General features: G+C 38.0%; 28 protein-coding genes and 1 pseudogene. All 29 read left to right on the forward strand.

Annotation, left to right across the window (positions count from 1 at the left end; translation table 11 throughout):
• Positions 1-52 precede the first annotated feature (52 nt).
• The 29 genes and pseudogenes from TSYNT_RS00485 (at position 53) to TSYNT_RS00625 (ending at position 26279) form a co-directional block, all read left to right on the forward strand.
• The gene (locus TSYNT_RS00485; RefSeq protein ID WP_059031193.1) at positions 53-604 is read left to right on the forward strand and encodes a DUF2284 domain-containing protein; all 552 of its coding nucleotides are present in this window, start codon (positions 53-55) and stop codon (positions 602-604) included.
• A 162-nt stretch (positions 605-766) separates the two neighbouring features.
• A complete protein-coding gene (locus TSYNT_RS00490; protein ID WP_059031195.1) occupies positions 767-1111 on the forward strand; it encodes a PadR family transcriptional regulator in 345 nt (114 codons plus the stop codon).
• Complete coding sequence (locus tag TSYNT_RS00495) at positions 1098-1754, forward strand: DUF2812 domain-containing protein (protein WP_059031197.1); 657 nt, start codon at positions 1098-1100, stop codon at positions 1752-1754. The genes TSYNT_RS00490 and TSYNT_RS00495 overlap by 14 nt, the downstream gene beginning before the upstream one ends.
• Before the next feature lie 80 nt (positions 1755-1834).
• On the forward strand, positions 1835-4444 hold the full coding sequence (locus TSYNT_RS00500; RefSeq protein ID WP_059031199.1) for a heavy metal translocating P-type ATPase: 2610 nt from the start codon (positions 1835-1837) through the stop codon (positions 4442-4444).
• Between the two features lie 3 nt (positions 4445-4447).
• Positions 4448-4720, forward strand: a complete 273-nt coding sequence (locus TSYNT_RS00505) for a metal-sensing transcriptional repressor (protein ID WP_059031201.1) — start codon at positions 4448-4450, stop codon at positions 4718-4720.
• A 101-nt stretch (positions 4721-4821) separates the two neighbouring features.
• Positions 4822-5454: a PAQR family membrane homeostasis protein TrhA gene (gene trhA, locus TSYNT_RS00510; RefSeq protein ID WP_059031203.1), complete on the forward strand. Its 633-nt coding sequence runs from the start codon at positions 4822-4824 to the stop codon at positions 5452-5454.
• Positions 5455-5487: 33 nt separating this feature from the next.
• The gene (locus tag TSYNT_RS00515; RefSeq protein WP_059031205.1) at positions 5488-6519 is read left to right on the forward strand and encodes a dipeptidase; all 1032 of its coding nucleotides are present in this window, start codon (positions 5488-5490) and stop codon (positions 6517-6519) included.
• A gap of 13 nt (positions 6520-6532) precedes the next feature.
• Complete coding sequence (locus TSYNT_RS00520; RefSeq protein ID WP_059031206.1) at positions 6533-7000, forward strand: RDD family protein; 468 nt, start codon at positions 6533-6535, stop codon at positions 6998-7000.
• Between the two features lie 40 nt (positions 7001-7040).
• Complete coding sequence (locus TSYNT_RS00525) at positions 7041-7865, forward strand: Cof-type HAD-IIB family hydrolase (RefSeq protein WP_059031208.1); 825 nt, start codon at positions 7041-7043, stop codon at positions 7863-7865.
• 29 nt (positions 7866-7894) lie between these two features.
• The gene (gene mntA, locus TSYNT_RS00530; protein WP_059031210.1) at positions 7895-8329 is read left to right on the forward strand and encodes a type VII toxin-antitoxin system MntA family adenylyltransferase antitoxin; all 435 of its coding nucleotides are present in this window, start codon (positions 7895-7897) and stop codon (positions 8327-8329) included.
• Entirely contained in the window at positions 8322-8741 is a 420-nt protein-coding gene (gene hepT, locus TSYNT_RS00535; protein WP_059031212.1) for a type VII toxin-antitoxin system HepT family RNase toxin, read from the forward strand. The genes mntA and hepT overlap by 8 nt, the downstream gene beginning before the upstream one ends.
• A gap of 62 nt (positions 8742-8803) precedes the next feature.
• A complete protein-coding gene (locus TSYNT_RS00540) occupies positions 8804-9439 on the forward strand; it encodes a cyclase family protein (protein WP_059031214.1) in 636 nt (211 codons plus the stop codon).
• A 27-nt stretch (positions 9440-9466) separates the two neighbouring features.
• A pseudogene (locus tag TSYNT_RS00545) lies at positions 9467-9871 on the forward strand (M20 metallopeptidase family protein); the annotation flags it as partial.
• A 318-nt stretch (positions 9872-10189) separates the two neighbouring features.
• A complete protein-coding gene (locus TSYNT_RS00550) occupies positions 10190-10798 on the forward strand; it encodes a hypothetical protein (RefSeq protein ID WP_059031217.1) in 609 nt (202 codons plus the stop codon).
• Positions 10785-11723, forward strand: a complete 939-nt coding sequence (locus TSYNT_RS00555; RefSeq protein WP_059031219.1) for a DNA adenine methylase — start codon at positions 10785-10787, stop codon at positions 11721-11723. The genes TSYNT_RS00550 and TSYNT_RS00555 overlap by 14 nt, the downstream gene beginning before the upstream one ends.
• A gap of 52 nt (positions 11724-11775) precedes the next feature.
• Positions 11776-12132 carry a hypothetical protein gene (locus TSYNT_RS00560; RefSeq protein WP_059031221.1) on the forward strand — a complete coding sequence of 119 codons (357 nt, stop codon included), beginning with the start codon at positions 11776-11778 and terminating at the stop codon, positions 12130-12132.
• Positions 12133-12672: 540 nt separating this feature from the next.
• A complete protein-coding gene (locus TSYNT_RS00565; protein WP_059031223.1) occupies positions 12673-13050 on the forward strand; it encodes a hypothetical protein in 378 nt (125 codons plus the stop codon).
• A gap of 162 nt (positions 13051-13212) precedes the next feature.
• The gene (locus tag TSYNT_RS00570) at positions 13213-14271 is read left to right on the forward strand and encodes an S-layer homology domain-containing protein (RefSeq protein ID WP_059031225.1); all 1059 of its coding nucleotides are present in this window, start codon (positions 13213-13215) and stop codon (positions 14269-14271) included.
• A gap of 18 nt (positions 14272-14289) precedes the next feature.
• Positions 14290-15318, forward strand: a complete 1029-nt coding sequence (locus TSYNT_RS00575) for an Athe_2463 domain-containing protein (RefSeq protein WP_059031227.1) — start codon at positions 14290-14292, stop codon at positions 15316-15318.
• Between the two features lie 1382 nt (positions 15319-16700).
• A complete protein-coding gene (locus tag TSYNT_RS00580; protein WP_059031229.1) occupies positions 16701-17150 on the forward strand; it encodes a helix-turn-helix domain-containing protein in 450 nt (149 codons plus the stop codon).
• Between the two features lie 737 nt (positions 17151-17887).
• On the forward strand, positions 17888-18328 hold the full coding sequence (locus TSYNT_RS00585) for a hypothetical protein (RefSeq protein WP_059031231.1): 441 nt from the start codon (positions 17888-17890) through the stop codon (positions 18326-18328).
• 4 nt (positions 18329-18332) lie between these two features.
• Complete coding sequence (locus tag TSYNT_RS00590) at positions 18333-19025, forward strand: hypothetical protein (RefSeq protein ID WP_059031233.1); 693 nt, start codon at positions 18333-18335, stop codon at positions 19023-19025.
• Between the two features lie 473 nt (positions 19026-19498).
• Complete coding sequence (locus TSYNT_RS00595) at positions 19499-20095, forward strand: hypothetical protein (protein WP_059031235.1); 597 nt, start codon at positions 19499-19501, stop codon at positions 20093-20095.
• Positions 20096-20160: 65 nt separating this feature from the next.
• Positions 20161-20664, forward strand: coding sequence for a hypothetical protein (locus TSYNT_RS00600; RefSeq protein WP_059031237.1), 504 nt, complete (start codon positions 20161-20163; stop codon positions 20662-20664).
• A 14-nt stretch (positions 20665-20678) separates the two neighbouring features.
• A complete protein-coding gene (locus TSYNT_RS00605; protein WP_059031239.1) occupies positions 20679-23210 on the forward strand; it encodes a leucine-rich repeat domain-containing protein in 2532 nt (843 codons plus the stop codon).
• Between the two features lie 138 nt (positions 23211-23348).
• Positions 23349-23663: a hypothetical protein gene (locus TSYNT_RS00610; RefSeq protein ID WP_059031241.1), complete on the forward strand. Its 315-nt coding sequence runs from the start codon at positions 23349-23351 to the stop codon at positions 23661-23663.
• A gap of 11 nt (positions 23664-23674) precedes the next feature.
• Positions 23675-24226, forward strand: coding sequence for an HNH endonuclease (locus TSYNT_RS00615; RefSeq protein ID WP_059031242.1), 552 nt, complete (start codon positions 23675-23677; stop codon positions 24224-24226).
• Between the two features lie 26 nt (positions 24227-24252).
• Positions 24253-25467: a M26 family metallopeptidase gene (locus TSYNT_RS00620; RefSeq protein ID WP_059031243.1), complete on the forward strand. Its 1215-nt coding sequence runs from the start codon at positions 24253-24255 to the stop codon at positions 25465-25467.
• A 17-nt stretch (positions 25468-25484) separates the two neighbouring features.
• Positions 25485-26279, forward strand: coding sequence for an HNH endonuclease family protein (locus tag TSYNT_RS00625; RefSeq protein ID WP_059031245.1), 795 nt, complete (start codon positions 25485-25487; stop codon positions 26277-26279).
• Positions 26280-26316 lie beyond the last annotated feature (37 nt).

The raw sequence follows: 26316 nt of genomic DNA on the forward strand, positions 1-26316 counted from the left end.
CCGCATATACTTAAAGAAAGAATGTACTTAGAAAATTTTAAGGAGATGTAATATGCAGATAAAACCTGAAGATATCATGAAACAGGCTTTAGAATTGGGAGTGACAAATGCTGTTGTAGTTGATGTAAATAATATAGAGTTTTCGCAAGAATTTCGAGAACTGTGCGAGAAAAATACCTGCCGACAGTACAATATGAACTGGATGTGTCCGCCGGCAGTTGGTCCTTTAGAAGTCTTAGAAAAGAGGGTGCGCCAGTATAAGCAAGGAGTGCTGCTGCAGACAGTTCAAAAACTGCGCAGTTGTTTTGACTATCCGGGGATGGTTGAAGGGGAAGAAAGGCATACGAAGATAATACGAAAGCTGGTAGATAAACTTAAAGAGGAGTATAAAGGTATTGATTTTCTTCCGCTTAATGTGGGACCCTGCACCTACTGCCCCCGCTGCACATATCCCGAAGGAAAGCCCTGCAGGTTTCCGGAGAAAGCAATGGCGTCAGTTGAGGCATACGGTATAAATGTAATGTCGCTTACAAGAAAATGCGATATCCCTTACTATAACGGTGAAAATACGGTATCTTATGTAGCGCTGATTTTATTTAATTAAAATAAATATAGAATAACAGTTCGCAAGACCTGATAAATTTCCTTATCAGGTCTTTACTTTGTACTCGGCTTCAATATAGGAATTTACTACTTGACACGTAATACGTTATGCGATATAGTGTCCATATACTACGTAAAACGTAATAATCGGAGGTGTGTTATTTTGCCAAAAGTGCAAGAATCTCCTTTGACAGAAACTGCATTTCTTATCCTTCTTGCCATGTATAAACCGAATCATGGTTATGGGGTTATGCAATTTGTGATGGAAAAAACTAAGGGAAGGGTCGTATTTGGTCCCGGAACTCTTTACGGCGCAATAAATAATCTTGCCAAAAAAGGCTGGATTAAGGCTCTGCCGGCCGAAAGCGGTGAGAGGAAAAAAGAATATATCATTACAGATTTGGGCAGACTGCAAGTTGAAGCAGAAATGAAAAGGCTCAGAGAAGTATATAGAATAGGCGAGGAGATCCTTAAAAATAAAGGAGTTGAAATCGATGAGAAAATTTAAGCTCTTTCTTGACCCTATTGAAGAACAGACGGTTTGGCTAAATAAACAAGCCGAAAAAGGCCGTAAGCTTGCAAAAGTCGGGAAACTTTTCTACGAATTCGAACCTTGCAAGCAAGGGGAATATCAGTATGCGGTTATTTATATCGGTAATAAGTCTAATCAGGAAAGGCTCGAGTATGAAAGATTTTTGAAAGAAATGAATATAACATTCTATGAAAAGGCTGTAGACTTAGGACACTTTTCAATAGGCAAAATAAAATATAGGCCCTTTGCTGACAAAGGTGGAAAATTTGCAACATCAGGCGGCATGATAAACCGGGAGCTTTTGATTCTTGAAAAAAAGAACGATGGAAAACCCTTCACAATTTATAACAGCATCTTGGACAAGGCAGAAGCATTAAAAGAATATAGAAAACCTTATAGCTACTATCTGGTTTTCCTATTAGTTTTTAATATATATTTTTATCTTACGTCGAAATCAGGTTTTTCGTTTGCAAGCTTTACCAGCCTCAGCGGTGATTGGGGGAAGATTTTGTCTGCGTTAATACTTTTTATTGCCTTAGGCACTATACCGCTTATACGGTGGATAGCGCTTACATCAAAGATTGCAAGACTTGAAAAAGAGGCAGAAGTCCATGAATAGTTGATTGACAATTACCTACTAAAGTTTTATAATGTACTCACATACACCCCCGAGGGGGTATTAGAAAGTGAGGCTCGGTAATGTACGTAGAAAAGGATTTTAACGTAACTGGCATGACTTGTGCTGCTTGTTCAGCTGCGGTAGAACGTAGTGTAAAGAAATTACCCGGTGTCAAATCTGTCACAGTAAATCTTTTAACAAACAGCATGCGTGTCGAATATAATGATGAAACAATTTTTCCCGAGGAGATAATAAAAGCAGTAGAAGATGCAGGATATGGCGCATCTTTGAAAGAAAAAAGCAGAGCAAAGCAGGAGACACAAAAAGCTCAAGGAAAAACTTCAGCAGACAGAGAAATTGAGGATATGAAACTCCGTCTTAAGGTTTCTATTCTGTTTATCATACCATTAATGTATATATCGATGGGACATATGTTGGGCTTGCCTCTTCCGCCTTTCTTATCCGGCGTGGAAAATGCCGTCTCTTTTGCTTTTGCCCAATTTTTATTAGTGCTACCGATTGCGTTCATTAATCGTAAATTTTATACAGTAGGTTTTAAAACTTTATTTAAGGGCCATCCTAACATGGATTCCCTTATAGCCATTGGTTCAGGCTCGGCTCTTATATACGGCGTTTTTGCTATTTTTAGAATGAGTTATGGTTTAGGCGCCGGTAACTTTGAATTAGTTCACAGATACTATCATGATCTTTATTTTGAATCGGCGGCCATGATTTTAACCCTTATTACAGTGGGGAAATTCTTAGAGGCCAGAGCAAAAGGGAAAACTACGGATGCAATTAAAAAATTAATGGACCTTGCTCCTAAAACCGCTAGAGTAGAAAAGAACGGCATAGAAGAAGAGGTTCCCGTAGAATCAGTCAAAGTAGGAGACATAATAGTAATTCGACCCGGTGAATCAATTCCGGTAGATGGTGTGGTAATCGAGGGACAATCTGCTGTAGATGAGTCTGCGCTGACCGGCGAAAGTATGCCTGTAGAAAAACGACCAACAGATAAAGTAAGCGCAGGCACCATAAATAAGACAGGAGCTTTTAAATTTAGAGCAACTCAAGTAGGAGAAGATACGACACTGGCAAAAATAATAGCACTGGTAGAAGACGCAAATGCTACAAAAGCGCCAATAGCAAAACTTGCAGACAAGATAAGCGCTGTCTTTGTTCCTACGGTAATAGGTATCGCGCTCGTCACAACTGTAGGATGGCTTTTAGCAGGTTACAGCTTCGAATTTGCCTTATCGATGGGAATATCAGTTTTGGTTATATCCTGCCCTTGCGCATTAGGACTTGCAACACCTGTTGCAATAATGGTTGGAACAGGAAAGGGCGCAGAGCATGGCATATTGATAAAATCAGCGGAGGCTTTAGAGGCGCTTTGCAGTATAGATACTGTTGTAATGGATAAAACCGGCACTCTCACTCAGGGCAAGCCTCAGGTAACGGATATTGCCCTTTATAAAGCAAAGTCGGAGGAAGAACTTTTGAAAATTGCTCAGGCATTAGAAAAGAACTCAGAACATCCTCTGGCAGACGCTATTTTAAAATATTGCAGAGAAAAAGAAACTCCACTGATTGAAATTAATGAATTCAAATCTATTCCCGGCAAAGGCGTGGAAGGATATATTGATGGGATACCATATTTTGCAGGAAACGAGCAGTTTATGAAAGAAAAGAAAATTGACACAGCGATTGCTGAGCAGCTTTCGGCTCGCCTTTCAAAAGAAGGCAAAACTCCCCTTTATTTTGGAGAAAATAATGCCTTGTTGGGGATTATTGCCGTAGCTGATGTGATAAAACCTACCAGCCGCCAAGCGGTTCAGCGTTTTAAACAGATGGGTATTAAGGTAGTTATGCTTACAGGAGATAACCCAAACACAGCAGAAGCCATAAGACGCCAACTAGATATTGATGAAGCAATAGCAGGGGTACTGCCTCATGAAAAGGATAAAAAAATCCAAGAGCTTAAAAACAAAGGACAAAAAGTTGCTATGATAGGCGACGGAATAAATGATGCGCCCGCTTTGGCAAGAGCTGATGTAGGTATAGCCATAGGCGCCGGAACGGATGTAGCCATCGAATCTGCAGATATTGTGCTAATAAGAAGCGATTTAATGGATGCTGTTACAGCAGTAGAGCTTTCAAAAGCTACAATCAGGAATATAAAGCAGAATCTTTTCTGGGCATTTTTCTATAATATCTTAGGCATTCCAATTGCTGCCGGGGTTTTATATCCTGCTTACCATATAAAACTTACTCCAATGATTGGCGCAGCTGCCATGAGTATGAGCTCAGTTTTTGTCGTGACAAATGCATTAAGGCTTCGCAAATTTAAACCTTCTGCCTTGCCTATATCGCAGTGTGATAATCTGTGTGATGTCAGAGGGCAGGTATCAGTAATTAGAATTTCGGAAAACAATTTGCTACAAAATAAAAGTGAAGAAAAGGAGATTGAAAAAATGAAAAAGGTTTTAGAAATTAAAGGTATGATGTGTGAGCACTGCAAGATGCGAGTAGAAAAGGCTTTAAACGCAATAGACGGAGTTAAAGCGACAGTGAATTTGGATGGCGGACTTGCTGAGGTTGAATCCTCGAATCCGGTGGCTGACGAGGCTCTAAAACATGCAGTAGAAGAAGCCGGATATGAAGTAGTATCCATAAAAGAGGCGGTATGAAATTTGAGAGCTGACAGGGAAAGAGTTTTAAAAAAGTTAAAAACCGTAAGAGGGCAGATAGACGGTATTATAAAGATGGTAGAAGATGATCGCTACTGTATTGATATTTCAAATCAACTTATGGCGTCTATAGCAATTTTAAAGAATATAAATCAAGAGGTGCTTGATGCCCATCTGAAACATTGTGTAACCGAGGTTTTTGATTCAGATGAAACATCAGATAAAAAGCAAAAGATTGATGAGATAATCAAGATAATAGACAAACTTTCTAAATAAAAGTTGTTCATTATTATTTTAGAGGAATTGTTCACATTATGCCGAATAACTATATATAGACTTTGCAGCATATCCAGAAATTTAGGAGGCACACAGTATAAATGAGAGAACCGGTCAATACATGGACGCATTTTATTACATTTTTAGCAGGAATCGCAGGACTTGTCTATTTAATTATATTTTCCTATGGCGATCTTGCAAAGCTTGCGACAATGGGAATTTACGGAGCAAGCATTGTAATTCTTTACGGAGCCAGCACAGCCTACCATTGGGCAAACACTACACCTGAAAAGCAGCTTATACTGAGAAAATTCGATCATATATCGATTTTTATCTTAATTGCAGGCACATATACGCCTGTCCTCTATTATGGTCTCGAAGGAACATGGAGATGGGCCATGCTTGCGGCTATTTGGGGACTTTCGCTAGTAGGCATAATAATAAAGATATTTTTTTTGGGGATTCAACGTTGGGTTTCAACAATGTTTTATATCATCCTCGGTTGGATGGCTATCATTCCAATGTCCCGCTTAATCCAGGCTTATCCAAAAGAAGCCATGCTGCTTCTGTTTTTAGGAGGCCTATCTTACACCATCGGGGGAATAATATATGCTACGAAGATTTTCAACTTTATTCCCAATAAATTTGGTTTTCACGAGGTTTTTCATATATTTATTTCTATAGGCTCACTGCTGCACTTTGTAATGATCGCAAAATTCATATTACCTATGTAAAAGATTATATACTTTGAAATCGGAGGTCTGCCCATGCAAAAGGAATTAGAGGAGCATATAAAGAGCATCCATGAAAATTTTACTATAGTAGATGCACATTTGGATTTGCTTTGGGATGTTGAAAAAAGGAGAAGAAAAGGCGAAAAACAGATAATAGAGACATATCATCTGCCGGATTTTAAGGAAGGCGGAGCAAATATCATAGTTTCATCAATATATATCACCGAAGATTATCTTCCGGAACTTGGGCTTAGAAAGGCATTAGATCAAATTAGCGCTTTTTACTCAGAGCTTGATGAATCAGGGGATAAGATCAAATTTATAAAAAGCTATGCTGATGTAAAAGATGCATTAGATAACAAAATGATAGGGATCCTTTTATTTTTTGAAGGAGTAGATCCCTTGATGAATGATATAGGCCTTCTAAGACTTTTTTATGAACTTGGAGTAAGAGGCGTTGGAATTACTTGGTCAAGGCGAAACTTCGCAGGGGACGGATGTAGTTTTTCTAAAATAGAAGATAAAAAAAACGGCCTTTCAAAATTTGGCGAAGAAGTTGTAACAGAAGCGGAAAAACTTGGTATGATAATAGATGTAAGCCATTTAAACGAGGCGGGATTTTGGGATGTTATGAAAATCACAACAAAACCTGTGATAGCATCTCATTCCAATTGCCGAGCCCTCCACAAAATAATGAGAAACTTAAGCGATGAACAAATAAAAGCCATTGCTAAAACAGATGGTGTAATAGGTATCAACAGTGTAAGCTCAATAGTTGCAGAAGGCCATGCGGATATAAAAGCCTTGGCAGACCATATAGATCATTTGAAAAACATAGCCGGAATAAACCACATTGGCCTTGGATTCGACTTTTGCGATAAAATATTTGGACATAATACGGGTCCAAAGAGCAAAAAAGAAGACGAGGATTATGATGTAGTAAATGGATATCCTGATATTTACAGGCTTACAGAAGAACTTATAGCAAGAGGATATTCCGATAATGAAATCAAGCTTATTTATGGAGGAAATTTTTTAAGAGTTTATGAAAATATCTTAAAGTAGAGGAGGATTAATTATGCAGTACAAAAAGGCGGACCTGTTTAAAAGATTTATTGCCTTGCTAATTGACGATATCGTTGCAAGCCTTCTCGTCTATATTCCTATACTGGGAGCCTTGGTAAGCGCAGTTTATCTCTTAACTAAGGATGCAATAGCTTTTGAAATAACGAAGAATCCGGACTTCAAAAACCGCAGTTTGGGCAAAAAAGTTATGGGACTTGAAGTGGTTTCCTTTGACGGTAGTGATATTGATTGGACAATATCACTAAAAAGAAATCTGCCCCTTGCTATAGGCAGTGCTTTTGGCATAGTTCCTATTATAGGCTGGGTTGTAGGAGGAATTATCGGATTTGTAATGGTAATAGTTGAAGCCTTACTTGTTATAAGCGATGACAAGGGCAGAAGGCTTGGGGACAGATGGGCAAACACCCAAGTAGTAGAAAGCCGGGATATTATAAATCAAGACGATGTAATAGATATATAAAACACTTGCAAATTTTACTTAAAAGGATTGAGCGTAATAAATGTCGATAAAATATAAACTTGTTGTATGTGATTTAGATGGAACACTTTTAAACTCGGCTGAAGAGATAAGCCAAGAAAATAAAAAAGCCGTTAATATGCTAAAAGATGCAGGTATAGAGTTTGCAATAGCTACAGGAAGACATGATCTTATTGCGGCAAAATATATTTATGATCTTGACATTAAGACACCTTTGATAGCTTGTAATGGTGCCCTTATAAAAGATGTCCGCCAAAAAAGAGTCCTCTACGAAAAATTAATACCATCGGATATAACTGCAAGAGTTATAAATTACTGTAAGACCAACTATTTCGACTATCTGGTATATACCCCCGATGCAATATATTATAGCGAAGATTCACAGCGGGTAAACGTAGTGATGAACTACAATAAAAGTGTAAAAGAAGAATTGCGTGCCAAAACACTTAATGTAAAAGAGCTGGATGTTGTTAGAGATAAAATAATAAAAATATTAATTGCAAGCCAAGAAGATAAAATTATAGAAAAATTAGATAATGACATAAATCAAGATAACAGCTTAACTATAGTAAGTTCCGGCAAAGGACTGATTGATATTATGCGAAGCGGTGCATCAAAAGGAAACGCCCTTTTGATTTTATGCGATAAGCTCGGTATTTTGCCTAAAGAAACTGTTGTTTTTGGAGACAGCCATAACGATATTAGCATGTTTGAAGTTGCCGGCCTTGCCATTGCGCCGGAAAATGCAGAAGAGGAAGTTAAAAAAGCAGCGGATTATGTGACACTTTCAAATGACATGTCGGGAGTCGCCCACGCAATAATGAGTATTATTGAAAAGGCAATTTAAGAATAACTTGCTAAAAGGGGTATTTTTGCATGAATAAAAAAGATTGTATCGAAATTGTAAAAGAATATTTTATAAATCGAGAAGATATTTCTACTGTTTATTTATTTGGTTCTGTTGCAAAAAACAGGGCAACGAAAGGCAGTGATGTAGATATTGCTATATTGTTTACCGAAGGCTTACCCCTATTAGACCGCTTTGAGCGAAAACTAGAAATTGCCAATGATTTAGAAGATCTATTAAAATTAAAAATTGATGTCGTAGATTTAGAAACTGCTGATCCATATTTTATACATCAAGTAATGCTTGGCAAGGAAATAATTTTAGATAAGAATACAGAAAGGCGCGTATCTTTTGAAGTTAAAAAACGGGAAGAGTATTTTGACAGAAAATATTTCTATGATCTGTATTACAATCAGGCGCTAAAAAGATTAGAAGAGAAAGGGAGAAAATATCACAATGGTTGAGAAAGAAACGATAGTGAGGCGACTAGCGTTTCTCGAAGAATATTGTAGAGATTTAGACGAAGCCAGGCAAACTATAACCTTTGATACCTTTACAAGAGACAAGATAGTCCGCAGATATATTGAACGAACGTTGCATATGGCAGTTGAAGCATGTTTAGATATTGCAAACCACATTATTTCTTATGAAGGTTATAGAGAGCCTCTTGATAATAAAGATATTTTTCAAGTCCTCTTCGAACAAGAAATAATAGACGAAAAATTAAAGGAAAGCCTTAAAAAAATGGCCCAATTTCGCAATGTAATTGTTCATGATTATGTCCGGATTCAACCTGAAATTGTTTATAATATTCTTCAAAAAAATCTAGGCGATATTTATGATTTTGCAAATATTGTAAAAAACAAGTTTTTATAATTGTTTAAAGTTTAAGCAAAAACATCTAAGCTTGCAAAATCCATAAAAGAAGGAGGGTCACTATGAGGATTGTAGATCTTTCCCAGGGCTATAAAGTTGGTATGCCGCTTTTCCCCGGAACTGCGCCTATTGCAATTAAGCAAATCGCACAGATAGACAATGGAGGCTTTAGGATTACAGAATTTCATGCAGGCGTTCATGTTGGCACGCACTGTGATGCCCCGGCCCACTGCATAAAGGGGGCGAAAACCTTAGATGAAATTCCGTTGGATACTTTTGTAGGTGATGCAGTTATTGTAAATGCTCCGGTAGAAAGAAAAGAGCCGATTGGAAAAGAGGTGCTAAAAAATTGTGAAATAAAAAGAGGAGATATAGTCCTCTTAAAAACCGGGTATTCCAAATACTGGGGCAACCCAAAGTATATCGATGATTCGCCTTATCTTTCACAGGAACTGGCGCAAGCCTTAGTAAAACTTGGCATTAAAGCGCTAGGTATTGATTTTATTTCTCCGGATCCCGTTGAAAGCACAGAGGCACCTGTTCATAAAATATTGATGGGAAACGGAATACCTATAATAGAAAATCTTAATAATCTTGATAAAATAGATAGGCCGCGGGTATTTTTCTCTGCAGCCCCTCTTCTCATAGATAAATCTGACGGCGGCTTTACCCGCGCATATGCTGTATTGGAGAGATAATATATTATACCAAAGGAGAATTTATAAATGGATTATCTAAAAAGAGCAATGGAAATAAAAGAAGAAATAATTGCAAATCGCAGGTATTTACATCAAATTCCTGAACTTGGAATGGAACTTCCGAAAACCAGTGCTTTTGTGGTTGAAAAACTTAAGGAAATGGGCTATGAACCCAAATTGATAAGCGGTTACGGGGTAACGGCTACTGTAGGCAAGAAAACAGATGGCAAAGTAATACTGCTTCGAGCCGATATGGATGCCCTTCCCATGGAGGAAGAAAGCGGCCTACCATTTGCGGCTCGCGGCAAATGCGCCCATACCTGCGGCCATGATTTACATACGGCCATACTTCTCGGTGCGGCTAAGATGCTGAAAGAATCTGAAGAAGAATTAGAGGGCATCGTTAAGCTGGTTTTCCAGCCCGGTGAAGAGCCACCAACATAGGTTTTGCTAACAATAAATTTAAGAAGTACTTAAGGGCAATATTGCTTGTAAACGTCGTTAAGGGTTAAGAACATAAATAGTAAATTGAAGAGGCCTTTGGTAATTTCCAAAGGTCTTTTTTATTTTTGGTGAATACTTAAGTACATCCATATAATGCATTGTACATATGATAACGACATACCCGTTAAGTTATCTTCGTTACCCGTTAGGTTCACCTACATACCCGTTAAATTATCTTCGTAGGTACGATGTTTTCGTACATATAAGTATGCCTATTAGAAATATTAAAAGGAGGTAGGCATACTTATGAAAAATTTGTTTGACAAGATGAATAAGATAATAGAGACAGAAAATGGGACCGAAGTAAGAGGGGCATTGTTTATTCGTGATGATTCAGGAAAAATGGAAATAGGTCTTATGGTTCGATCAATTTTGCATTTAGAGAATGGTAAAAGACGCAAAAAATACTCCGAGATTTTACGTTTAGATTTTGAAAATTGTTTTGAAGAGAGCATTGAAGAAAAATTAAAACCTCTTAAAAGTTACGGATTTATCAATGAAAATGACATAAGAAAAATTGCAAGTTACATAATGATTAATTGGAAAAACTTAAATAAAATAATTGACGATTATAAGATGGATTTCGTGAAAGTGTGCAAAGTTTTACTTGACAATAAGGATAAAGAGATAAGTTTTAATAACAGAACGTATATAACTATATTGACAGGCAAATTTGATGAAATAGCACTGGAGTGTGGTTGGATTCCTTTACATTTGAAAAAGCAATTAAATTTGAACGGTGTGCTTTATAGGAATAGCGGTAGATATGATTATCATCGGCGTAAGGATGAACCAAGGGTCATTTGTATTGATAAAGAGCTTTTAGAAGGAGAGATAAACGATGCTGAAATATAATTACTTTACATATTATGGCGGACAGTTTCAAAGTTTGTATGAGATAAATCTGCTAATTTTATCGGCATGTGAGGAAATTGTAAAAACAGAGAAAACAAATAATAATCGGGGGATTATAGATATAAAGGCATTTGAAGATATCGTTCTTATAGATTGTTTTGCGGGGGCTGGCAATATAATTATAAATAGACCTCCTCTTTTTAAAAAAGCAATACTTAATGAATTGAACGAAGACATTTACTTATTGCACAAACTCATGAGCGATTCAACTAAAAATGAAGAACTAATAAGACGCTTATCAGTTATAGAATACAGTAAGGAGGTTTTTGAGGAGGCCAAGAGATTGAGAGAGACAGAATTCGATAGTTTGGACGAATTCCAAAAAGCAGAGGTCATGTTTACATTATTAAATCAGTCATTTAACGGGGCTATGGGCAGTTGGTCTAATACGGAAGTCCCTAAAAATTATAATGAAAGGCTATATAGAACTTTACAAAAAATTAAACTAAGATATGAAGGCGTAGAAGTAAGGAATGATGACGGTTTGAGTTTGATTGAAGAATATAAAAATGAAAAACATGTGATTTTGTTTTTAGACCCGCCATATTTAGCAGAGACACGCTCGGCAAAAAATGTCTACGAGTTGGAATTTACTAAAGAACAGCACGAGAGGCTTTTATATTTGGTAAAAGACGCGTTATGTAAGGTTATCTTAATGGGTTATAAAAACGACCTTTACGATGGTATTTTATTAAAAGGTGATAAAGGCTGGAGGTCATTTGCTTTACAGGAGACGTTTTTATCGTGTCAGTATGTAACTATAGGAGAGCAAAAAAGAAAAGTTTGTAAACATGTCTGGATTAATTTTGAGCCTAATGATTTAGCGAAATATAAAATAGTAGGGCTTAGAGAAAGTGAGGTATAGCCTCACTTTTATTTTTGCGGTAAAATATACAAAAAATTTAGGAGGAAACTTTATGAAGGTAATGAATACCTTGAATGTCTTTTGGGATAGTCCATTAGAAAAAATGGTGAGTCCTGAAATAGCTGAAAACATAAGATTGGCAATAGACAAAGTTTGTAAAAAAGAAAATTTGAGGATATCCGACATAGCAATAGGACCTGTCAACGATGAATTGGTTGTTACGTGCATTTTACGGCATGTAAATGACCGGGAGGAAATTAGAGAAGGACTTTATTATGTTTATTCGTACTTCGTTGATAATCCTGATAAAAGTCATTTTGATTATGTTGCTACAAAAGAGATTGCAGAGGGGTTTGTATACAGGCCGTTTGAGGACCCGAATTTCATAGAAATTGGACGTGAGATATAAGTTAAATCCTTTAACCACACCGATTTGGTGTGGTTTTTCTACTTTGTATACTACTTAAAAAGTATAAAAAAGTAAAATTTAAGGGGAGGAATGTGCAATGTTAGCTTTATTCTTCGCATACTCAATTTTACTTTTGGTGCTTTGGTTAATGAGGTTAGATTTTGAAATCAGAGAATGGACGAAATCAGAGGAATTCGAAAACAGGATAAAATATATAGTTTACAGGGTCGAATAGACATAGGGAGTAGGAAATGGCATATAAAAAATTTTTATGACATATTATGACATGTTGATATAAATATTGGCCGATAACTTATTTGCGACTACCTTAAAATTTAAAATTTTTCGACATTAGTCTTGACAAAAATTGTCTATTTTTGTATAATTTAAGGGGGCGGGGAGATAAGAAGTCAGAGGACAAAAGCACAAAGGGCATAGAGACACGGCATAAACAACATGAAAGGAAGAGGAGTGTTTAGAGGCTCCTCTTCGATGTTTTTATAAGGCCTTTGGGGCAGAGTAAACAGGGGGTTTGTTCACATGAAAGATTTGAATGAAATGCTGTATGCGGTTAAGTGGATTACGTGTGGTCTTTTATATGACGGTGGGGAAGACAGAGAGCGGCTTCTAAGTCTCCTCAATTACTATAGGGTCATCAACAACATACTTATTGATTTATTAAAACTCGCAGGAGATATAATTAAAGATAAAAAAGTTGATAACCATTTGGTAATGACATTGTTTGATGGGTATTACACATACATAAAAGCGTTTAATACGCTTCTCTGTATGAGTAGTAAGCTTCCTGACCTAGATAAAGACCTAAAAAAGGAGTTGTTGACCATTATTTCAAGGATGGAAGACGTAAGCGAATTTGATGAGGCTACAGATAGATTAAAGGGTTTAGGTTATAATTAAATATTAAAGCTGCCCCATGGCCCTTTTATTAGCAAAGACCATTATTGAGTGGTCTTTTTTGTTTATACGTTTGCACCTTAAAACCTTTTGTTCTTCTTTAGAGTAAATGGTATAATTTATATAGAAAAAAATACTTTGAAAAGAAAGGATTAAGGGATTCCCATGTCAAGGATAAGCAAAGACATATTTATACTATTAGTAGCGTTTATTGTGCTCTTGTCAAATATCCAGATTACGTTAGCAACTGTAGAAACTGGTTTTAATGATATAAAACCCACCGATTGGTTTTATAATGACGTTATCGAAGCCCAAAGAGTAGGTCTTATTGCTGGCGTTGGCAATAACATGTTTGCTCCCAATAAAACAATCAGCTATGCTGAATACTTAACCATACTTACAAGGATTTTAGGTGCAGATACCAGCAACAAAGGCAACAGTAACCATTGGGCGGCCGGTAACATTGAGGCAGCAAAGAAGCTTGGAATCATTTCGGAAGGTGAAGTAACCAATTACGATGCAGGCATTCCACGTGAGGTAATGGCCGTGTTTACTTGCAAAACTCTCGGAGTAAAACCTGGAGACGGTTCGCAAATCATCTTCGAGGATACGAGAAATGCCAGCCCAGAAATTAGGGCTTACATCAACGCCGCTTATAACGAATACTTGACCGAAGGGGTAGGTCGGGATGATAGCGGTAAGCTTCAGTTTGGTTACGGTCAGACAGTTACACGAGCCCAGCTGGCTACAATGGCATTAAGGATTAAAGACTATAAAGAGGACAAAGAAGCATACAAGCAATCCCGTGCAATAGCCCGCAACGCGGCGGAGGAAGAGTGGAAGAAACAGCATAATAGCGGAGGTAGCGGAGGTAGCGGTTCGAGTGGAAGCACTCAACAGCAGTATATTACGTGGAATGGGTATAAGTTCCCTGTAGGGTCGGTGTTCTATAACATGAATAAAGACGGGCATGACTATGGGTTAGACTTTGCAGCAGAAGTTAGATTTATAGCGTACCCAGAACGTTACGATGAGTTATACAATATAATGGCGAGCAAGCTTGACCCTGCAACGGTTAAGGCAGCGATAGACTACGCAAAGACAAAGACGGATAAAAGTCAAGAGTTACCTTTGAAAACTTTCAAAACACCGAATGGGTATGAGATACAGGTGTGGAGCGTAAAATTTAGCTCAACGACTTCATTTAGTGTATTCAAGCCTTAAGATAGGGGTGATGAGTAGGTGATTAAAGCACGTTTTAAGAAGTTGGTAAGCATATTAGTCATGGCAACAATACTCCTTGGAGTTTTTCCAGCGAGTCCTTCTGCTTCAGGGCTAACATCAGGGGATGTAGCTAAAGGTACTAATATAAAAGTGGAACCTGTATCCAGCATAGATGTAAAGTCATTTATCGATACGATGAACAAAGAAATGGTCGAGATATACGGGATAAAGAATGGTGAGTTAGAGTTTCCAGAAGCAATAGCATCAGGAAAATTAAAAGTCAAAGTTTATACTGTTAGTGTGTATGTTGACGGCAAATGGGTGGAATTGGGGTATATATTCGCTTACGGGGACACATTCGGGTATACCAAAAACGACGTAGCGACTATAAACGGTAAGACAGTTTATAGGTATATAGGCAAGGCAGGGTACGATGCTAATGACCCTGGATACGATTTCACTAACATAGAGTTTCCCTACGATGCTTACGTCGGTTGGACTTTTCCAGATTTGCTTCCTGAAGCTAAATATGGTTCACCGATGATAAGTGAGCCTTGGCGTAACCCTGGCATTATTAAAAAGACTCTTAATCCGGATGCCAATAGAGTGCTCTACGAACAAGGTAACCAGGATGCCAAGCAAAAAATCATCGAACAAATCAAACTCGGCATCCAACTCATCCATCCAGAGCTTGTAGGTGATCCAGCAAAATTCAACCAAATTCCCTGGGAAAAATACGTTCACATTTATCAACCTCCAACCTACAGCTCCTGGGGAATGGGCTGCATCTGGCACAAGGATGCAGACGATGGGCAGTTATGGTATAAGACCATTCCTATTGCACCTTACCAGTTAGTTGAGTCCAAATACGGTATAATTACCTTAGGTTTCCTCGATGATGGTAAGGTAGGCACTATAGATATACTCGAGTCGGTAGATAGCAAGAACCAGGAAAGACTGTTAAAAACAATCAGTGAGGATGTAGTGGTACAGTTGTCAAGTTTCTGGGAGCAGTTTTTACAGGTACATGGTCTCCAATTATGGTAAGGACCCATACAATGTAAGCGACGAGGAATTTGATAATGCATTTGATGAGTTCTACAATTCATACTCCGAAAAAGAAGCATTAGCCACAGCATACTCAGACGTTTATTGGTATCAATCGACCCCTTCAAATAGACCTAAAGAGCGAGAATGAAGATAGGATTTGCCGTTGTTTAATTACCAAATTACCAAAAATTTTAGTCCTTACATAAGTAAGTAAAAAAGGCGGGTCATTATCAACTATGAATTAGCATTATCAAATATGGAGACAGCATTACAAATTCATCGTGATACAAAATTCCCACCAATTTTACCTATTTTAACGACCTGAAAATCGGCATGAATCGCATATATAAGTGCGTATATAAGTGGGGACGCACATAGATAGCCCCGCACAAGATAGACTAATGTGGAACTAACCAAGCAGGTAGGTGTCGATAAGGTCAACAGGCAAGTTTGGGAGCAAAGCATGGTACTTGGGCAAGGCTGACAGCTGTTAAAAGCAGTATGCCTTTATCAGGGCATTGAGAATACCTCGTGATGTTTAAAAACGACATGTGATTAAAATCGCCGCACCAGGAATCTGCTCCCAAATCAAAAAGTGGTTACAATTTGATTGTTTTCAATTATCTTGGATTTTTACCTTTGGAATTTATGGTTACATCAATTGTTAAATAAGCAATAAAGCCTGCAAACAGCCAGTCTCAATGACCAGGCAGTTTGCAGGCTTTTTTAGTTGTTTTTCATATTGACGTAAAAAGCTCACAAGCGCTGTCTCAAATGGGTATTTGAAACGCTTGGCATTTAATCATAATTGATGACTTACTTCAAGTGGTAAACCACCAATCATTAGCAGTTTAACAAGCATCTATAAAATTTCAGGAAATACAAGGCTTTTAGGTTTGTAGGCTTTTAATAATTTCCCACTTTTAGTTTAAATATGTATACTACAATTTTAAACTCAATACATGTGTGAAAAATTTAGAGTCTTGAGGTCAATTTTATAACATTTAGTCTTAAAAAAGGCACTACAAAATGAAACTCTGAATACCAAGTCTTTCCCACTTTTATATGAAAAATGGAGACTACAATTTTAAACTCGTAACGATTAAAAAATTTTCGAACTCATGAGGTCAATTTTAATAAGCTTTTTGAGTAGAGTGTTAGAACCATGACCAAAGCAGACCACCAGATACAAAAGCGGCAATAACCGATGAGAGATTATGTCCTATCGTATCGAATCTCATTCGAGTGCAAGGCGTTTGCATGACCTCACATTATACAAATTTTTACGTCTTTTAATTTCATCAAATAACAATAATTTTAAACCTGAAAATAGGCGTTATATGAATGTAAAGTAAGTAAAGAAAAAGGAGGTTTGACAAATGAATTTTAACACTAACATTAATGAAGTTTTAATAAATTATCTTGAGTCAAGTATAAACGAAAGCTACTTGACCAAATATATGGAATGTGTTGGAAGTACCATTTATAAACAGATAAAAGACCCAATGAAAGTTACAGGTTTTTTGTGGTATGTAACGAACGAGTTGATAAAGGAAAATGCAAGTTTAAGGGAGGAAAAACAACGTCTGGAGGCAGAAAAAAAGCATCTGGAAGAAGTAATAAGTCATTACAATAGGAATTATTTACAACGAGCAAGGCTCAAAGCGGGAATTAAAATTGCTTATAAAAAGAATGTAACAATAGAAAAAATACTGGAGTTAAAAAAGAAGGGGTTAACTTTAGACGAAATAGCAAATACATTAGGAGTTTGTAAAACGACCATCTGGAGGCGCCTTAAAGAATTTCAGAAAACACAAGTAACCTTTTAAGCCAATGGGAAGCTGGGCGTGGCAGGAAGGTTAGGCGTGGTTGAGCAGTATAGGGCACTTGGCAGGCATAGCAGGCGGGCATAGCAGGCATAGCAGGTGGGCATAGCGGGCAGGTTGTTTAGGTGTAGCCATTTAGGTGGACTTTGAAGTTTAGCAGTTTAGCCGAAGCTCTCTATTTGAATAAATTGGTAATATGGAAAATTTTGGCACAGCTCCACCGAGCCCTGCTTTCTCAGGCTCACCCAGTTTCGCAGCATGGGCGGCAGGGCAGTAGGGAGGCATCATCAGTCAAGTGCCATCTGACGATTTGGCGGTTTTGAGGGCTCTGCCAGTTTTGAGATTTATCAGTTCTGCCTGTTTTACCAGATTTAAAGACTTGGAATCACAGTTAGGTGGGATTTCACCTGCTTTTAGGCTGGCTTTGAGTCGTTTGGTTTGTGAGGACGACTATCTTTAGATTTACAAGGACGACTATCTTTAAATTTGCTGGTTTTGTGTTTTTATAGTATCGCTATATCACAGGCTTTTAAGTTTATGCAGAATAACCAAGCAAGTAGTATATCCAGCTTTACAAGATTTAAGTTTACAGAGGTTTAGAAGAATAGTGTGATAAATGAGATTTAATAAACTTTAGATTTAAGTGTGATTATCCATTATTTTTGTTGCAATGAACCAGCATAGCTACTTGTAATCAAAATAAATGTGAGTAAAGAGTTTAAATGGAAGGAGGATGGCTCATGCCAAGAAAGAAAGCAGGTGAAGCAGTCTTTATTGAAATTGGAAAGCCGCGTGAGCTGACAGATGAGGAAAGAGATAAAGCATACATTGAAGAGCTTAAAAGAAGTGATGATTTAGAAGCGAACATCGAATTAATCCTAAGGCATTTGGGGCTGTTTACAGGACTTGTAGCCAGGAGAGCATTGAGAGAAAGATGGCCTATAAGCCGCATAACAAAGTTTTATAACGTGACCGAGGAAGAGGTCCAAGATATGATAGATGCGATGGCTTATGAAAGCTATCGAAAATACAATTTACAAAAGGAACTAGGTCTTATCAATGCCGATGAAGACGTTTACGAGCGGATGGCAGACGAAATAGATTTCTTGAGGATTTCGAAAAAGGAATTGCGTCAAAGAGTTGAGAGATACCTGAAAAAGCATTCGGAAGAAGAGAGGTGAAGGTGTGATAAAACCTATTATATTTGAAGGAGATGACTCCTCTTATGGCTGGGATAAACTAACAATAAGCTTTGCATTCGAAAATAAGCCCAAGTTGTTAGCATTGATAAACAAAGAGCTTATGAAATACGGATTAGCTGGCAGAATAGAGGCTTTAGAGGTTTATCAGGAGCTTTTATTATATCTTGCAAGTACCAAAGATTTTGATGCCACTCGTGGAAGAGGGAATCTGGAAAGTTATGTTGTGGTTTGCCTTAAGAACATTGTGAAAAGGGCGGTATCATCTTATTATAAATACGTTAGCCAGTTGGTTTACGACACGGTGTGTGATGATGAGGAATTATCAGCTATCGATCTGATGCCAGATGATGGGAAAATGCCAGATTACATAGATATAGAGGACGAGGTTAGAAGTGCAGAATGTTTGAGGTATAAGTACGGTGTAGACATACCATTACTAGTTTACTTGAGGTTTTTATGCGATGACGATGAGACTTATAGGGGATTGGTTGAGCTGTTATTGGGGATTAAATACGTCTCGGAATTTAGGGCATTGGAGAAGAAGGTGAGGCAAGATGAGGTGTTTATAGCGTTTATAAGTGCATTAAGCAGTTTGGATAAACAAGACGCCTTGAAAGCACTGAAGAAGATAGTTTATGGTGCGGAGAGCATAGAAAGGGCATTGCAAGGTCATTAGGTTCACAGGTTTTCTGGAAACATCTGGGAGGTCAAATTTGGGTTTCAAGAGGGTTTTTATGGGGTTAAGGGTTATTCTATTAGGGTGGTTCGAAAAGAGGCTGTAAAAGGGATTTTTGCAAGTTTCAGAAGGTTTTATTAGGAGGCGGTAGTGGTTGTGGAAAGTAGTTTAAAGAGGGTTTATTTGATGATTGTTAGAGGTTTTGGCGGGTCTAAAATTTGCACGCTTCAAGCCAATAGGCTTTTGTCCATTTTACACCTTCCCTCATTGGGGACTGCAAATTAAATTTGCAGTCCTTTTCTTTTTGTTTGAAGGCGTGCCAAAGTATTTCGGAGACTTCAAATAAGCGTAAGGTTTAACAGGAAAGCTTTAAGGGATTTGCAGGTAAGCATAAAATTTTTGGTTTATCTACCGAGAAATCTACTTGTTAAAAAGTATAAAGTAGAAAATTTAAGGGGGAAGGAGGTGTTTTTATGGGTTATCTCAACCTTACAAATACTACAAGGAAAGGAGATATGTTTATGCGTAGGAGATTTTTATCCCTCATTTTGGTTTTGACCTTAGCCCTTGCAGGTTTGCCGTCTGTAGCAAGTGCAGAAAGTACCGATGGAGCAACTGTAACCATTGAAGGAACGATAAATCCTGCGACAGTTACCATTTCAGCTCCTTTAACGGTTAGTTTTAGCATTGACCCTAACGCAGAAGAGAGCCAAAGGTTCGTGTCAGCTCCTTTTACAGTCATTAATAACTCCAATGCTCCAGTAATTGTGAAGATGAATCGTATAAGAAAAACTCAAACAGGCACTATGACGGTAGTAGCTCCTGATGAATATCAAAACTGGTCAGACCTTAGCAGTGCAGAGTCCGAAACTAAAATAGCATTAGGTATAAACGATGGGACGAAGGACATCTGGTCACCTGCAGAAGAAAACTCTGTAGATAACGCTGAAGGGACTCAGTTTATCGGTAACGAAAGTAAGGAGTTTCACTTAATCGCCAAGCATGGTTTAGCGTTCTCTAAGGCTTTTGTAACAACATTTGAGTTGATACTGTCTTGTGAACTCTACTAATAGGGTGAGGCTTAGCATCCTTTAAGGGGTGCCAAGCCCCCTAACTTAAGAGAGGAGGGTAATCAATGAAAGACAAGAAAATTAGGTTTATTGTAGTTTTACTGTTGATTTTGGCCGTAGGCATAGCGGGCTATATGCTTTATAAGCATAAAAACGTTCAAGAGCAGGTGCCGCAAGCTCCGGTTTTTGGGGAAGGAGAGTTAAAAGATGGGTATATACCCCACATGCCTGTTGAGGACAGGGAGCGCTTAGCCAAGCAGAAGATGGATGCAACCATGTTTACCTCATCGGCAGATGCGGCAGGCTATGTAAAGAATGGTTTAGACGTAAGTTATAATATTTCGAACGTGCCACAAAACAAATTTCCGTTTTATTTCACGGTTAGCGTTGATGGAAAGGAATACTATAGGTCGCCGCTAATACCGCCTGGAAAGAGGATGGACAGCTTTAAGTTGGAGGAACCCTTAAAGCCTGGAGTTTACAGGGCTTCAGTTATGTTGAATGTCTTGGATGAAAACAATAATCCGGTTGGAGCACGTGAGTTAATCATCAAATTAGTTTCCGAGTAAAGGAGGAAAAGAGCATGAAAAGAAAGGCTTTATCGGTTTTGCTTGTTTTGGCGTTAGTAATTGGTTCAATGACAGTTAATGTAGACAGGGTTTATGCGGAGATTTCAGTTGATGGGAATTGGGAATACGAGGTTGTAAATGGTGAAGCATATATTACAGGATATATGGGTATGGCAGGTGAGACATTTATAGTACCTTCTGAAATCGACGGCATTCCAGTTAGAGGTATACTGTGGTTTAGGTGGTTTGACTCATGGAAGGAAAATGTAAAGACTGTAATTATTTCTGAAGGTATTAAGGAGATAGGACGACCAGGATCTAGTTCGACACCTTTTGGCGGTTGGACAAATTTGGAGAATGTAGTAATACCAAGTTCTGTTGAATATATTGGGGGCTGGGCATTTCAAGGTTGTGTTAGTCTAACTAATATAAACCTTCCAGGTGTAGTAGAGATATCAGGTGGTGCATTTGAAGATTGTACCTCGTTGCAAACAGTAAGCTTATCAAGCGCAATAAGAAGTATTGGGTCTTCGGCTTTTGAGGGTTGCAGTAATTTGCAAAATATAACGCTACCTGAAGGTTTAGAGGAGATAGGCGCTCGGGCATTTAAGGATTGTACTTCATTAGTGTCAGTAGTCATACCAAGTACAGTCAGTTATATAGGTTCTGGGGCTTTTGCAACATGTAACAATCTAACAGAAATTACCGTTTTAAATCCTAATACTACGATTTATAATGATTCATCTACATTCCCTTCGCAAGCAGTTATAGTCGGCTATGACCCATCAACAGCAAAGGAATATGCTGTGCAATTTGGTAGAACATTCAGAGTTTACGGGAGCAGTTCAGGTGGGGAAGAACCGCCAGGTGGGGAAGAACCGCCAAGCGGTGAAGAACCTCCAAGTGGTGAAGATTTGATTGAGGGTGATTGGCAATACCGAGTGGAGAATGGAGAAGCAATAATAACGATATATTTCGGACCTGGCGGTGAAGTAGTGATACCTTCAACGTTAGGTGGATACCCTGTAAAAGAAATTGCAATGATTGGACTAATGCATCAAGGAGAAATAAAGAGCATTGTTATTCCTGAAGGAGTAGAACGTATAGGGGATTTTGCTTTCAACATGCTTTATTATATGGAGAGTATTGTGATACCTAATACAGTCAGGGAGATTGGGTATAATGCCTTCGACGAGTGCTATAGTCTTAAAAGCGTAAGCCTCCCTGAGGGACTCACAGTTATTAGTTCGAGCTTGTTTGAAGGTTGTACATCTTTACAAAGCGTGTATATTCCGAGTTCAGTCACAACTATCCATGGCAGTGCTTTCCGTGGGTGTAGCAGTTTAACAGGTGTAAATATCCCGAATAACGTTACTTATATAGGCAGTAACGCATTCGAGGGGTGTACCAGCTTAACGGAAATAGTAATACCGAGCAGCGTTACAACTATCGGGTACGATGTATTTAAAGGATGCACAGGGTTGACAAGCATTACATTTGAAAATGCGTATACAAACATTGGTAATAGTCCAGATACCATTCCTGCAGGAGCAGTAATCAAGGGTTATACAGGGTCTACAGCGGAACAATATGCTAATACTTATGGAAGGACATTTATAGCTATAGACCAACCTCCAAGTCAACCACCTCTAAACTTCACTTACACGATTGAGAATGGTGAAGTTACCATTACAGGCTATATTGACTCTGACGATAGTGTGGTAAATATTCCTGAATCCATAGAAGGTTATCCCGTAACTAAGATAGATACCTATGCTTTTGTTGGGTGTAGAGCAACCACCATCAATTTACCGAGTACGTTGGAGATTATAGACTTTGGTGCATTTGATTATTGTCGAAATTTAACTAGCATAACGATACCGAGCAGCGTGGTCACGATTAAGGACTATGCATTTAACGCATGTGAAAGTTTAACCGAAGTCATCATACTAAATCCAAATGCTTACATTGGTGATTGTGCCGAGACTTTCCCAGAACAAGCAAAGATTGTGGGCTATGACCCCTCAACTGCTAAGGACTATGCCATTAAATATGGTAGGACATTCGAAGTTTACGGTGGAGGACAGTCCGGTGGGGAAGAAGACACAGGAGATGGGAGTAATATTCAAATAATAGGTGAGGTAGGAGCCAGTACGATAACAATTACCGCACCTTTGGTGGTATCGTTCAGCATAGACCCTAATAATAAAGAGCGTCCTCTTGTAACTGAGGACTTGGTCTTAACAAATAATGGTAATGCATCAGTTAATGTTTATGTGAAATCCGTTGAGAGTCAGGATATGCAAATAATTCCAAGTGATTCATACACGGTAGATGGTTGGAAGCGTTTAAGTAAGTTTGAAACCGAGCGGAAGCTAGCATTATTACTAGGCGGTAAAGACCTTGCAAATGCGGATAACTTATTTTTGGTAACTTTGAAAGGTAAAGAGACCAAGTCATTACCGGTTGACGTAAAACACGGTTTGGCATTTCCAATGGCTAAATCGTGTTCGATACAGGTAGTACTTAGTTATAGCTTAAATTAGTTTATAAGGTGCATATAAAAAGTATATGCCTCTCTCTAAGAAATTGAGGGAGGCATAAATTTTTTATTTTTTGTACCTGAAAAACTACTTGTTTGTAAATAAAGTATAGAAAAAGGAATTAAAGGGAGGATGATTTTCATGACCAGAACCGAAGTGTTAAGGAAAATTAAAGAAAAACAGCGTGAGGTGGCAATTCAAGTTGCCCAAGAAGCTTTAAAAGAGCTTGGAATTGAGCCAGGCAAGCTTAGTGTTGATGAGACGTCGTCAAATGTTAGGAGGGACGTAAGCGATTACGAAATAGGACTATTATATTTTCTTGGCTACAGTACTTATAGGATTGCATCAAGGTTGGGTTTATCCGCTGCTGGAGTTAAGTACCGCCTAGAGAAGATGGGAATATATGAGTATGCGAACGATTTGACAATGTATATCAATGGAAATACAGTGGAATAAGGAGAGTGACTATGAGTAGTATAAAAGAGGCATTCATAGAGAAGATAAAATACTTACGAAGTTTGGAACGGACGATAGTAGGAAATGGTGTCATCATTGGCAATGGAGACACCAGGATATATTACGATTTTATAACAGGTAGGGTTCCAACAGTTATCTATAATAGGACTTGGGGTTGGAAGATAAGGAATGATAATAGTGAGCATATTGAAAAAGGTTACTTTAGGAGAAGTGTTCCAGGCATAAATATGAAAGTTTTGAGTCATCATGTAGCTTGTGTAGCTCTAGGATTATTCGATGATGACAATAATTTGGGTCTTGTAGTAAATCATAAAAATTACAATAAGCTAGATAATCGACCTCATAATCTGGAATTATGCACACCAAGAGAAAACAGATACCATGAAGAACTGAGAAGAACTCTCATAAAACACGGCGTTTGGAGGGATGGATTGGCTTTCGAGGCGAAGTTTGCAAGGCAAGCAATACTTGAGTCAAAAGGAGATACCTTAACTTTGTTAAGGATGGTCGACAATTATTTGAGAAGTCACGGATATTTCTAAATATTAACGTAAAGGAGTGGATTTGTATGAGCAGGAAGGTAACTTTACTTGTAAGTTTATTGGTCGTTTTAGCATTTGTGTTTTCAACAGTTCCCACAAATGGAGTGGCTATGGGAAGTGGAGTTGTACCTGAAGGATTTACTCCAATATACACGGTAGAAGATTTGAACAGCATTAGGGATAATCCTGTCGTGCCTGAAGGATTTACTCCAATCTACAGTGTAGAAGATTTAAACAGCATCAGGAATAATCCTTATGGGCAGTACATCTTAATGAACGACATAGACTTATCAGGATATGACTGGGAGCCAATCGATTATTACAATGAAGAGACAGGTGAGCATGAGCCATTTTACGGTGTATTTGACGGTAATGGACATAAAATAAAGAACTTGAGAATTAACAAACCTGACGAAGATATGGTAGGTTTGTTTGCATGTATAGGAAATCGCAATGGGCCTGCAGTAATTAAAAATTTAATTTTAGAAAACGTTGATATAGTAGGAAGACATTCGGTAGGAGGGCTTGTTGGTAAAAACGCTTCAGGATATATAGAAAATGTAAAGGTCATTGGTAATATAAAAGGCGATACATGCGTAGGGGGAATTGTGGGGACGGATATAGGAATTATAAGAAATTGCCATACCGATGGAGTAATAACTGGTAACGATTATACTAGTGAGATAGTAGGACATGGTATTCCAGGACCAAGCATTGAAGGTTGCAGTTCCACAGCAATAGTAAACGGGAAAACAGGAACTTTAACAGGGGGTTATGAAAAATATGGTACAACTTTTAATGGTGCTAGCGACTGGTATGGTTTTTGGGTTAGCTTCAAATATGATAAAGTAGAAATTTACGATTATACGGGAACTCCAGATAGAGAACATGTTGTAATTCCATCACACATTTTTGGCTGGCCTGTGACTGAGTTACATGGTGCGTTTAGTTGTGCTGAATATGTTAAGTCGGTTGTAATACCGGATACAGTTGAGAGATTGATAAATGCATTTGATTATTGTAGGAATCTACACACAGTGGTCGTGCCAGAGTCAGTAAAGTTAGTACAAGGGTCTTTTGGGACTAATACTAGAGAAGGACTTGGTGTCAAGGAGGTTATTTTTGAAGGTATGGATACGGAGATAGACGGAATAGGTGACGTTTTGATTAAATGTAAGGCGGGCTCCAAAGCGCATGAATATGCGTTAAAATTTAATAAAGAATATGTTTTAATACCTTAAGCAAGGAGGGGTTTACTATGAATAAGAGAAGCTTAGAGGCTATAATGAGACGTGTGGTGAAATTAAGAAGCGTCAAAAGGTATTATGTGGACCGTATAATAAGATGTGGTATTGGAGGTGGGGGTGCTCTTGCGGGCGATTTTATTGTAATAAGGGACGTGAAAGATTTTTCGAAAGAGTCTTATTTAAAAGATAGGAGAGACCAATTAGGTTATGTGTATGACTTAAATAATGGTTTAATACAATTTAGTCACAAAAGAAGGTATTTAATGGACGGAGATGCTCCTTTTGGTTGGGAAGAGGTTGCGCCACGTATTTGTATTATAGGTCCAGAAAATCACAACAAAGAAAAAATAAAGCCCTTTATATTTGGGGATGGCGAGATTCCGGAACAATATATAGCTGCTGTGGCGTTAGGGTTTTATGACGACGACAATAATTTGGGATTGGTTGTCAATCATAAAAATTGGTGCAAAGATGATAATAGACCAGATAATTTAGAGCTTTGTACGTTAGATGAACAAAGATGCCATGAAGTTACAAAACAAATACTAGAAAAATATGGATTATTTGAACCGTGGATGGCGTTAAATGCTTTTATAGCGTATAACATAGTCATGTCTGCTAAAGGAAATAAAGATTTGTTCGTAAATGAAGTGATGAGGGCAATTTATGCTTATCCTAAAATAGGCGTGGTATATACTCCCATACCACGATATGAAGTCATGCCTATAGATTTCGGGAAAGATTTTGAAGAAGCATTCCAAGAGGCGAACAGGAAAGATTGGAATTATCGCCCACGGATGATTTAGAGAACATGAATTTAGAACAATCAAAGGAGGAGTTTAC

Origin of the sequence: Tepidanaerobacter syntrophicus (assembly GCF_001485475.2) — a bacterium.
Lineage (GTDB): Bacteria > Bacillota > Thermosediminibacteria > Thermosediminibacterales > Tepidanaerobacteraceae > Tepidanaerobacter > Tepidanaerobacter syntrophicus.

Excerpts from the sequence above, each read along its gene's own strand:
- TSYNT_RS00615 (WP_059031242.1), top strand. The coding sequence starts at position 23,675 with ATGAGTAGTATAAAAGAGGCATTCATAGAGAAGATAAAATACTTACGA.
- TSYNT_RS00610 (WP_059031241.1), top strand. The coding sequence starts at position 23,349 with ATGACCAGAACCGAAGTGTTAAGGAAAATTAAAGAAAAACAGCGTGAG.
- trhA (WP_059031203.1), top strand. The coding sequence starts at position 4,822 with ATGAGAGAACCGGTCAATACATGGACGCATTTTATTACATTTTTAGCA.
- TSYNT_RS00500 (WP_059031199.1), top strand. The coding sequence starts at position 1,835 with ATGTACGTAGAAAAGGATTTTAACGTAACTGGCATGACTTGTGCTGCT.
- mntA (WP_059031210.1), top strand. The coding sequence starts at position 7,895 with ATGAATAAAAAAGATTGTATCGAAATTGTAAAAGAATATTTTATAAAT.
- TSYNT_RS00555 (WP_059031219.1), top strand. The coding sequence starts at position 10,785 with ATGCTGAAATATAATTACTTTACATATTATGGCGGACAGTTTCAAAGT.
- TSYNT_RS00625 (WP_059031245.1), top strand. The coding sequence starts at position 25,485 with ATGAATAAGAGAAGCTTAGAGGCTATAATGAGACGTGTGGTGAAATTA.
- TSYNT_RS00595 (WP_059031235.1), top strand. The coding sequence starts at position 19,499 with ATGGGTTATCTCAACCTTACAAATACTACAAGGAAAGGAGATATGTTT.
- TSYNT_RS00550 (WP_059031217.1), top strand. The coding sequence starts at position 10,190 with ATGAAAAATTTGTTTGACAAGATGAATAAGATAATAGAGACAGAAAAT.
- TSYNT_RS00585 (WP_059031231.1), top strand. The coding sequence starts at position 17,888 with ATGCCAAGAAAGAAAGCAGGTGAAGCAGTCTTTATTGAAATTGGAAAG.
- TSYNT_RS00620 (WP_059031243.1), top strand. The coding sequence starts at position 24,253 with ATGAGCAGGAAGGTAACTTTACTTGTAAGTTTATTGGTCGTTTTAGCA.
- hepT (WP_059031212.1), top strand. The coding sequence starts at position 8,322 with ATGGTTGAGAAAGAAACGATAGTGAGGCGACTAGCGTTTCTCGAAGAA.
- TSYNT_RS00560 (WP_059031221.1), top strand. The coding sequence starts at position 11,776 with ATGAAGGTAATGAATACCTTGAATGTCTTTTGGGATAGTCCATTAGAA.
- TSYNT_RS00570 (WP_059031225.1), top strand. The coding sequence starts at position 13,213 with ATGTCAAGGATAAGCAAAGACATATTTATACTATTAGTAGCGTTTATT.
- TSYNT_RS00520 (WP_059031206.1), top strand. The coding sequence starts at position 6,533 with ATGCAGTACAAAAAGGCGGACCTGTTTAAAAGATTTATTGCCTTGCTA.
- TSYNT_RS00540 (WP_059031214.1), top strand. The coding sequence starts at position 8,804 with ATGAGGATTGTAGATCTTTCCCAGGGCTATAAAGTTGGTATGCCGCTT.
- TSYNT_RS00515 (WP_059031205.1), top strand. The coding sequence starts at position 5,488 with ATGCAAAAGGAATTAGAGGAGCATATAAAGAGCATCCATGAAAATTTT.
- TSYNT_RS00580 (WP_059031229.1), top strand. The coding sequence starts at position 16,701 with ATGAATTTTAACACTAACATTAATGAAGTTTTAATAAATTATCTTGAG.
- TSYNT_RS00565 (WP_059031223.1), top strand. The coding sequence starts at position 12,673 with ATGAAAGATTTGAATGAAATGCTGTATGCGGTTAAGTGGATTACGTGT.
- TSYNT_RS00605 (WP_059031239.1), top strand. The coding sequence starts at position 20,679 with ATGAAAAGAAAGGCTTTATCGGTTTTGCTTGTTTTGGCGTTAGTAATT.
- TSYNT_RS00495 (WP_059031197.1), top strand. The coding sequence starts at position 1,098 with ATGAGAAAATTTAAGCTCTTTCTTGACCCTATTGAAGAACAGACGGTT.
- TSYNT_RS00525 (WP_059031208.1), top strand. The coding sequence starts at position 7,041 with ATGTCGATAAAATATAAACTTGTTGTATGTGATTTAGATGGAACACTT.
- TSYNT_RS00485 (WP_059031193.1), top strand. The coding sequence starts at position 53 with ATGCAGATAAAACCTGAAGATATCATGAAACAGGCTTTAGAATTGGGA.
- TSYNT_RS00600 (WP_059031237.1), top strand. The coding sequence starts at position 20,161 with ATGAAAGACAAGAAAATTAGGTTTATTGTAGTTTTACTGTTGATTTTG.